Source organism: Chryseobacterium contaminans, from assembly GCF_001684955.1.
GTDB classification, from domain to species: Bacteria; Bacteroidota; Bacteroidia; order Flavobacteriales; family Weeksellaceae; genus Chryseobacterium; species Chryseobacterium contaminans.
Genome location: NZ_MAYF01000082.1, coordinates 1 through 7,535 on the forward strand (window position 1 = coordinate 1; position 7,535 = coordinate 7,535).

A 7,535-nucleotide genomic window follows, 5' to 3' on the forward strand; every position below is an offset into this window, starting at 1 on the left:
ATAAAATTGGTAAAGCTGCCGTAGGAGCGCTACAACACTTTGCTGTTGCTGCTACACAAACATTAGGAACTCAGGAGCCTTTATTCAAAAACAGTTTAGAATCTATAAAAATTTATCCTAATCCGGCAAAAGACTTTATCAGTTTTGAGTTTCCGGATTCTAAAATAAAGACTTTCAGCTTTGAAATTACTGATTTTGAAGGACGCTCTATATTTAAAACAGATAATAATAGTAAAGTTAATATCTCAGGTCTTAAAAATGGTGCTTATGTTGGGATTATAAAAACCGGTGATCAGACTGTAGTAAGAAAAATTATTATAGCAAGATAGCTTTATAATTAAAAGGCATCTCCTAAATATTTACCCCTTTGAATTATTCAAAGGGCTTTTTATTGCTTAAAATATTAGTATAGAAACAGGGCAAGTCTTTTTCATTTCGTATTTTATAATAAAAATTTTATGGTATCCATAAAATTTTAAACACTTTATTGTGATTTATTCACTACATTCGCAATACCATTTAAAAATTAAATATATGAAAAGAATTACCACTCTTTTATGCACTTCATTGTTTATGCAGGGCATTAGCGCTCAAACGTTTATCCAGGCTTATAAGGACCGGGCTGATATGGTAACCCAGACTAATATCACCACTAACCTTCAGGAATTTGGTAATCTAGGGATTAAAAAGACCGGATCACAAGCTAATGTAAATACCTTAAACTGGATCAAAAACAAATATCTTTCTTACGGATATACAGCCAGCCAAATTACAGAAAGTCCTTTCACTTATGGATCAGTAACATCAAAAAATCTGATTATTACAAAAACCGGAACTCTCTATCCTAACAAGTATGTTATTGTTTGCGGACATTTTGATACTATTAACGGACCAGGGGTTAATGATAATGGCAGCGGTACATCTATCATTCTTGAAGCAGCCAGAATATTACAAAATGTACCTACCGAATATTCCATTAAGTTTATTCACTTTTCAGGAGAAGAACAAGGCCTGATTGGAAGTTCGCATTACGTTAACAATGTGGCTTATCAGAACGGAGTTCGTAAACTGGATATAAAACTGGTTTTTAATCTTGACCAGGTAGGTGGTGTAAAAGGAAATAACAATAATACGGTGTATTGTGATGAAGATCAGGGAGGTCTTTCCAGTAATAATGCTGCTTCAGCTGCGATAACACAACAACTCAGAAACTGTACCGCCTTTTATTCTCCACTTCAGACAGCCGTAGATCCTGCCGAAGATACTGATTATATTCCTTTTGAGCAGAAAGGTGAGATCATCACCGGTTTCTTTGAAAGAATAAGAAGTACTTTTCCTCATAGTTCCAAGGACACTTTTGCCAATGTAGATCCGGTGTATGTTTATAATATTGGAAAAGCCACAGTGGGAGCTTTACAACATTTTGCCACAGCTTCTACCACTTTAGCAGTGAATAAATCAACAGTACAAAATACGTTGGAAAATGTGAAGCTCTATCCTAACCCTGCCAATAATATCCTCAATATTGAATTACCGGATACAACAGCCAATTTTAGCTTTGAAATAACCAATGTATCAGGAAGAACCCTATTGAAATCCAGTAATGAAACTAAAATTAATGTTTCTGCTCTGGAAAGAGGTGTGTATGTAGGAATTTTAAAAATGGGAGATCAGACTCTTGTTAAAAATATTTTGATTGAGAGATAAAACAGAACATTCATAAGAAACAGAGCTATTTTGCTCTGTTTTTTTATGAATATATTTATACAATTCTTCTCCAGCTGATGCTTTTCTTAAACAAACTAAGTTGCAAAGTATTTTATAAGTAAGCTAGAGATCTGTATGGTCATTATCAAAACAGACAATAATTTCTTCTAATTCTTTGAGTTCTTTTACTACGTTCAGGATTTACTCATTCAATCTGTTGGTTTCAAAATACACGATCACTTTGACAAGCTCAGTGTGACAGCCTTTTTGGACAATATCTTTTATCTGAAGTAAGGAAATTGCATCTATTATCGCTTCCGTTAGTATAAGTTTCTTTGTATTCTTAGGATAATGAGGGTAAATTCCGAAACGATTTTGCAGAACTCTGCATAAACATAAGTGTTCTTTGATAGTGGAGATTTCCATAGAATAAAAATTTTTGAAAAACTTTGATTAACCTTTTTCGGTCAAAATCAATCTAATCAAATGCATTAACAAAATGTTTTCCTGTTTTTATTCTATCGTAAAAGGTTTATATATTTGTATAATACAAACAAGGCACGGTTATTATTAGCCTTTTAAGTGTAATTATTATGATGACTTTTGGTAAAAAAATAGCATTACTCCGTAAGGTTTTAGGATTGAGCCAGACAGAACTGGCAAAAAGCCTTAACACCGTTCTCCACAACTTAATTAAAACCGTAAAACTTAAAAATATCGCAGCAATATGAAAAAGTATATTGTAATATTGATTTCTTTTTATAGGCTGTAATTTTGATAAAACCTACCATAATAGAGAGGAAGATAAAAAAGATGCTGAAAGGATAACTACAAAATTCTATCATTTTGTCAAAAAAGATGATAGAAAAGAAGCTATTAAATTATTTGGTGATAATTTTTTTAAGGCAACTAATAAAAAACAACTAAATCAGATGCTTGATGATATTAAGGTAGAATGTGGTGAAAATTTCAAACATCCAATTAACAATATGGGAAACATTTGTTTCTGTTGGAACAAGTTCAAAGTCTCAGTACGTATTATCATATAGAGTAGAAAGGAATATACAAAATACACAAGAAAAAATTACTCTCGAAAAAGATGTCGATTCTATTAAAATTGTGGGTTATGATGTAAGTTTAACTAAATAAAAAAACAGCTGCATCCTGCAGCTGTTTTTTTATTTTAAAAGCCCATCTTTTCGGGATTCTTCAAAAAGATTATTCTCTATTATGCTGTCTTTCCTAAAAACATATTCTATTGAATCTCCTTTTTTCTTTGATATAGAATCTCCTACTTTATATGGGTATTCTAAAATTTTCTGAGAGCCATTGGAAAACTTAACATACAGAAAATTATGTTCCTTTCTATTATTATAAATATCAATTACTCTTGTATGCCTTTCAATAGATAATAATTTTTGTTTTCTCTCAGAGCTTGAATTTACAATTAGATACACTATTGTAAATAATAAAAGACCTCCAAAAAAAACTATAAATATTATAATAGTTTTTTTACTGGACTTATCAACTTTCATATTAAAATTATTTTCCACGTACCCAAGTTTTAGAAGCTGTCCACATTACAGGTGAAAATCCTCCTTTAGTACCTAATCCTACACTAGTGCTTATAGTAGAATAACCAGTTTTAACAGTTTGAGTGTTTCTGCCAAAATTTGCAGGATCAAACTGATCAATATTTTGGTAACCATCATAAGAACGAGTAAAAGTTCCACCAACAGTTGATGAAAGAGATCCTGCTCCCCCAGAAATTGCACGGCCTTCTCCTGCAAAATCACTATTCACAAATTTATGGGCTGGATCTGTAGGTGTAATTAAACCTCTTTCCAATCCAGCACTTGCACTTAATCCTAAATTTCCATTAAGAGAAAAGAACCAATCTGTTTCATTATTACTATCTGTAACCTGACCTAATGAAAATCCAGCACCCCCACCAAAGGCAAAATTTGCACTAAAATTCCAAAAATAGCCTCTGTTATCGGCTGCATTTACTTGAATTCCGTCAATATTAGAATTTCCGTAAGTACTACTATTGTCTGCTACATTTGTTACACTTCCATTTGCGTTCAAGGTATGAGTAACATCTCCATTCCCATTTTTAATTTCCCCAGTTGCTCCCACACTATCAACATTTTTATAACCAGCATCCTTTGCTTGAGCTACAGTTTTTACATTTGGATCGTACTTCATAACGGTTTGCTTAGTTTCAGGATCTACCATTTTTATCCAATCTGTTCCTTGTCTACCATCCGGATCAATAAAACGTAAAGGATTATTAAAAGCATAGGTATATGTACTCCAACGTCTGGAAGTTTCCGCCAGCGGATCTACAACTCCCCATCTTCCTAAATCCGGTATATACATTCTCGCACCGTAGTCATACATTCCCGTCTCTTGCAGCTCCTTGCCATTATACTTATAGCTATATAACCCTCCAAAATTAGAGAGGCTAAGCATTCCTGAAATATGGCTTAATCCAAATGGGTAATAGTTGTTCGTATCTGTAACTTTAAGAGCACCTGTGCTGTCTTTAGCAAAACTTACCCTAGCATTGCCTAAATGATCCTTATACTGGTAAATATAACGGTTTTCTGTGAAACTGTAAAAACCTTCTGCTGTAAGTACAAAATCTAATTTCCATGTTGGAGGTTCTCCCAGATCAGGAAAGGTTTTTCCTAAATTTCCATAGGCCTGTTCTTCTAAAGCACTCTCTGTACGACAGGTTATACATATTCCGCCACCTTCTTTATAAAAATACTGAAATCCATCAAGATAATCGGTCATAGATGTTCTTGTATTACCTCTCGCAGGCCTGGTTGAATAAATTTTTCTCAACTTAACTCCATCTGCACGGTATAAATATTCCATATTAGCAGTAGACAGCTGACCAACAACAATAGGGTCCGGATGGCTCATTGCAAATGTATTGGGAAGATTAAGATAATTATAGGTAATGGTGCTGATCCCTTTATCCTTCATGGTGGTCATATTTCCATTAGCATCATAATCAATCAAATTTCCGCCTCCCTCATAGCCTGCTTCATTCTGCGTAGCATCTGTGATCGTCTGTAACCTGTTGCCCTGATACCCATAAGTAAGATTGTCTACCAGCAATGCCGTGTTTGAATCGTTTTTACCTGTTCTCCAAAGACGGGTAATATTTCCATTCAAATCATAGTTCAGCTCTTCGTTAAAGAATGATTTATCAGGTAATGTTGTATAAGGCTCACGGTACACTCCGGATTTTAAACGGTTTAATTCATATGCATAATGGTAAACTTTATAAATACCTCTCTTTGTTTTACTGCTACGAAGTTGCAAACTTCGTAGAGCAGGATGAGCGTGAGGAAGTAAAACCATCTATTGAGATGGCCACGCAACTGGCAGAAGCCCTGGAAGTATCTCTGGATTATCTCGTAGGCTCTACGGATATTCTACTGGATAAAAATATTGTCGCTAAAATTTTAGATATACAAAAACTAAAGGAGAACGATAGACAACACGTCTTCGCTCTCCTGGATGCCTTTCTCAAACAAACTAAGCTGCAAAGCATTATGTAAACAAAAAACCTCACATTTTGCGAGGTTTTTTGTTTACAAAGGAACGAGCGAGACGCTCGTATCATCAGAGGTAATCAAATACTGTTTGTATTGAACCATAAGTCATTTGCTGAAAAAATATTATAATTAATTTCCCAATCTAATAATTGATTTTTCAAAATATTATAATCTAGTTTTAAATTCTTGTCATCCAAGTTTTCAACAATAATTGTACACAAAAATGGAAATTGATTTTTATTTAAGTGGACAATATTTTCATAGTTTTTCTCAATAATTAAAAGAGGGTATTCTTTCCATAGATAACCTATAATTATATTATTGCTTAATAAAGTTGCCCAATTCTCTTCATCTTCCCAAAAAGAGATTTGAATATCAATATTTTTTAATAATTCAACATTAAGATAAAAATCAGAAAACTTCCAACTTCCATCATGTAATAAAGCACTTTTAATTTTCTCGGTAATATTTTCCATAATAATTATCTCATTGATCCTGGAGAACCATGAATGGTACCATTAGGTTTTCTATAAACATTAATAACATTTGTATGTTTTCCATTTGCTAATACACCAATATTTGTATTAGTAACTGTAACCTTTGCTTTATTTCCAATCCACAAACCTGCTTCATCAGCATATTGGGCTGCTTTTAAAACAGCAACATTAGCGTCAACTGTTCGATAAAAAAGACTTTTACCATAAACACCAGCAAAAACGTGTCTGTTCATAGCTCCTTGCGACACTGTATATACTCCATTAGTTAGCTCACCGTGCTTATTTAACGAAAAACCTTGTTCGACAATATCGTCAGCTAATTTTTTTATTCCACTTATATTTCCTTTTTTTAGCTGAAATAATACTGCTGCCAATTGTATTGCTCCCACAGCTTCTTGGGTTTCCTGATCCTGATAATCAACCACTGCATCAAGAGTAGCCCATCCTGCAGAAGCTACAAGATTACTTCCACCCATTAGGAAAGTTCCCATAGTAAAAGCTAGGTTTCTTTCAAATTTCTCTGTAGCAAGAGCTGCTTTACTATTTCTGATACCAAAAGCTAATCTGTCCTGAGAACCATGATAAGCACTTAAACTTTGGATGCCCATAAATGAAAGCTTAGAATCACTTACATTTTTTGTTAGTTTAATTTCGCCAATTTCAATAGGATTATTAGGAGTAGAACCTTTCTTTGGTGGATCTTCTTCTCCAATCATTCCTGTTGGATCATTAAATCTTATAGGATTTCCATAAACATATGAATACGGACTGTAAGCAAATTGTAATTCACTTAAAGGGTCGTGTACACCCCATCTACCAAGATCAGGCATATACATTCGCGCACCATAATCATACATACCAGTCTCCTGAAGCTCCTTGCCATTGTACTTGTAATTCTACAAGCATTCCATTGTAGGAAAATATTCTGAAAATGTGACACTCCATTTATTATCAAATCCTCCGTTAATAATAATATAATCAATTCCTTTTTTTAAATTAAACTCCATGCTTTCTTTTTTCTTAGATGTAATCTTTATCTTTTCCTCACTTTTAGCAATTCTAATTTGTCTATATCCGCAGGTATAGTTTTCAAAATTATAGCTTTTACCATTTATAGTAATAATATCGTCAATAAAAGCAGCGTTATTAAAAAATAATAAGACTTCGTCATCTTTTTTAAGAAATTCTTTTGGAATATTCTCCAAATAAGATTTATATGCAGCGCTATCTATTGCTGTTGCTTTCGTTCTATCCTGATAATAAAAATCAATATTATTTTGTGCAGAGCAACTATTGCTGGTCAGTAAAACCATTATTAAAAAAAATACTATTTTCATTGTTTTTTATTTTGAGGTAGTCTGAATGAGTTAGCTTTAATAGTTTCTTCCATTTTCTGTATCTGATTTTTATTAAATTCTGTACCTAACCCTTTCATTGAAGAGGTTGGGTTTTCATATGAATTCATCCTATTATTAATATTAGCAGGAGTATTTTCAACCCCTGAGTTTGCCTCCCAGATGTGTTCTGTACCAAAGGTATGGCCAATTTCGTGTGTAATCGTATCCGTATTTCCATTCTTTGCATTCACTGTTGCAGTAATAGGATTTCCAAGTGGGGCGTCTCCGAGAACCGTTCCTGAAGTAGTAGTACCGTCATCATTTACGACTGTTACAGATCGTCCTGAAAAAGTCATATCAATATTATAAGTAGCATTACTATCTTGAATAATTGTAAGATCGAATCCTTCTTTTTTAAA

At 33.3% G+C, this 7,535-nt stretch carries 8 protein-coding genes and 1 pseudogene; 3 read left to right on the plus strand and 6 right to left on the minus strand.

The window, feature by feature from the left end; all coding sequences use genetic code 11:
* Both BBH99_RS06510 and BBH99_RS06515 read left to right on the plus strand, forming a co-directional pair.
* Positions 1 to 329, plus strand: a 329-nt coding sequence (locus BBH99_RS06510; protein ID WP_131799197.1) for a T9SS type A sorting domain-containing protein, incomplete at its 5' end; no start/stop codon positions are given.
* Positions 330 to 534: 205 nt separating this feature from the next.
* On the plus strand, positions 535 to 1,707 hold the full coding sequence (locus tag BBH99_RS06515) for a M28 family peptidase (protein ID WP_066693600.1): 1,173 nt from the start codon (positions 535 to 537) through the stop codon (positions 1,705 to 1,707).
* Positions 1,708 to 2,885: 1,178 nt separating this feature from the next.
* Here the strand turns inward: BBH99_RS06515 and BBH99_RS06525 are convergent.
* Together BBH99_RS06525 and BBH99_RS06530 are read right to left on the minus strand one after the other, a co-directional pair.
* On the minus strand, positions 2,886 to 3,242 hold the full coding sequence (locus BBH99_RS06525) for a hypothetical protein (protein WP_123873048.1): 357 nt from the start codon (positions 3,240 to 3,242) through the stop codon (positions 2,886 to 2,888).
* A 7-nt stretch (positions 3,243 to 3,249) separates the two neighbouring features.
* On the minus strand, positions 3,250 to 4,962 hold the full coding sequence (locus BBH99_RS06530; protein WP_066693615.1) for an RHS repeat-associated core domain-containing protein: 1,713 nt from the start codon (positions 4,960 to 4,962) through the stop codon (positions 3,250 to 3,252).
* A gap of 59 nt (positions 4,963 to 5,021) precedes the next feature.
* Between BBH99_RS06530 and BBH99_RS21845 the strand changes: the two genes are divergently transcribed.
* Complete coding sequence (locus BBH99_RS21845) at positions 5,022 to 5,285, plus strand: helix-turn-helix domain-containing protein (RefSeq protein ID WP_165601889.1); 264 nt, start codon at positions 5,022 to 5,024, stop codon at positions 5,283 to 5,285.
* 74 nt (positions 5,286 to 5,359) lie between these two features.
* Here BBH99_RS21845 and BBH99_RS06540 read toward each other — a convergent pair whose 3' ends face one another.
* The 4 genes and pseudogenes from BBH99_RS06540 to BBH99_RS06555 all read right to left on the minus strand — a co-directional run.
* Positions 5,360 to 5,758 carry a hypothetical protein gene (locus tag BBH99_RS06540; RefSeq protein ID WP_066693620.1) on the minus strand — a complete coding sequence of 133 codons (399 nt, stop codon included), beginning with the start codon at positions 5,756 to 5,758 and terminating at the stop codon, positions 5,360 to 5,362.
* A 737-nt stretch (positions 5,759 to 6,495) separates the two neighbouring features.
* Positions 6,496 to 6,672, minus strand: a pseudogene (locus BBH99_RS23145) (RHS repeat-associated core domain-containing protein); the annotation flags it as partial.
* A gap of 3 nt (positions 6,673 to 6,675) precedes the next feature.
* Entirely contained in the window at positions 6,676 to 7,116 is a 441-nt protein-coding gene (locus BBH99_RS06550; protein WP_123873050.1) for a hypothetical protein, read from the minus strand.
* Positions 7,113 to 7,535: reprolysin-like metallopeptidase (locus BBH99_RS06555; RefSeq protein ID WP_131799198.1), on the minus strand; the 423-nt coding region annotated here is incomplete at its 5' end. The genes BBH99_RS06550 and BBH99_RS06555, both read right to left, overlap by 4 nt.